The sequence below is a fragment of the Mesorhizobium sp. M5C.F.Ca.IN.020.29.1.1 genome (assembly GCF_003997375.1).
GTDB classification, from domain to species: domain Bacteria; phylum Pseudomonadota; class Alphaproteobacteria; order Rhizobiales; family Rhizobiaceae; genus Mesorhizobium; species Mesorhizobium wenxiniae.
Map to the genome: position 1 here is coordinate 1 of NZ_RZSW01001040.1, position 961 is coordinate 961.

1 protein-coding gene and 1 pseudogene are annotated in these 961 nt (G+C 66.6%); both read left to right on the top strand.

Translation table 11 applies throughout. From position 1 onward, the window contains the following. The first annotated feature begins 178 nt into the window (after positions 1 to 178). Entirely contained in the window at positions 179 to 781 is a 603-nt protein-coding gene (locus EOA85_RS36040; RefSeq protein WP_127212787.1) for a DUF1419 domain-containing protein, read from the top strand. A 10-nt stretch (positions 782 to 791) separates the two neighbouring features. Further along, positions 792 to 961, top strand: a pseudogene (locus EOA85_RS39720) (DUF3085 domain-containing protein); the annotation flags it as partial.

Here is a 961-nt window from a genome sequence, read left to right on the forward strand (position 1 = left end):
GCCGACTGCCGCATGCCCGCCGGGCGCGTCAAGGGTGAAGCTCCGCCCGGCTGCGCCGGCCCTTGACCCACCCGGGCGGAGAGGCGGCCGCGGGGGAGGGGTCCGAAAGGGCTGAAGATGATGGTGATCCGCGAGGGATGAACCGCGCTCTGGCCCGCAATGGCCAAGGAGCCTCCCCATGCCCCTCCAATCCTCCATCCGCAAGATCTACTTCGGTGTCGCCGACCGCCGGCAGATGTTCCGTCTGTTCGACCGCCATGCCCAGCGGCCCGATCGTTGGCAGAACGACGACAGCGCGCTGTTCGCCGGAGAGTGGTTCGAGATCGCACGCGCCGAGCACGACACCATGCTCGACATCCTGCCGCCGCTCTGGATGCGCGGGGAAATGTTCGCCATGCGCGAGTTCCTCACCGACGGCGTCACCAGTGTCTTCTACACGCTGCGCATCGACGGCAAGGTCCGCTACTTCCACGCCTATTGCGACCTGGCGCAGCCGCGTTCCCCGGTCGAGATGCGCGACGCCATCGTCGAGCGCGAGTCCTGGCCGGTGACGGCGATGACGCATGAAGAGCGCCTGGAGCATATCTGGAGCGCCACCCATGATGAATATCGCGGCTACGCCGGCGAGCGCTTTCTGCCCGAGCATCGCGGCAGGCGCACCGTTCTCGTCTATGGCCGGGGGCGGACCGAGCTCAAGCTACTCGACGATCTCACCGAGGAAGAGATTGCGGCCAAGCTGCCGGTGCATTTGCGGCACCTCCCCATTCGCGTAGCGGCGTGAGGTGTGAGCGATGTTCACGTTTCCCATTCTCGCCGTCCGCAAGGTCGTCGATCGCGGCATTGCCGATGCTGCCGCCAATGGCGGCTTCCGCAATCCCTATTACGGCACCCGCCCCGGCGAGGGCGAGAAGCCCGGCCTCTGGCTAGTCGGCGACGAGGGCGTCTACATCATGTCCAACGG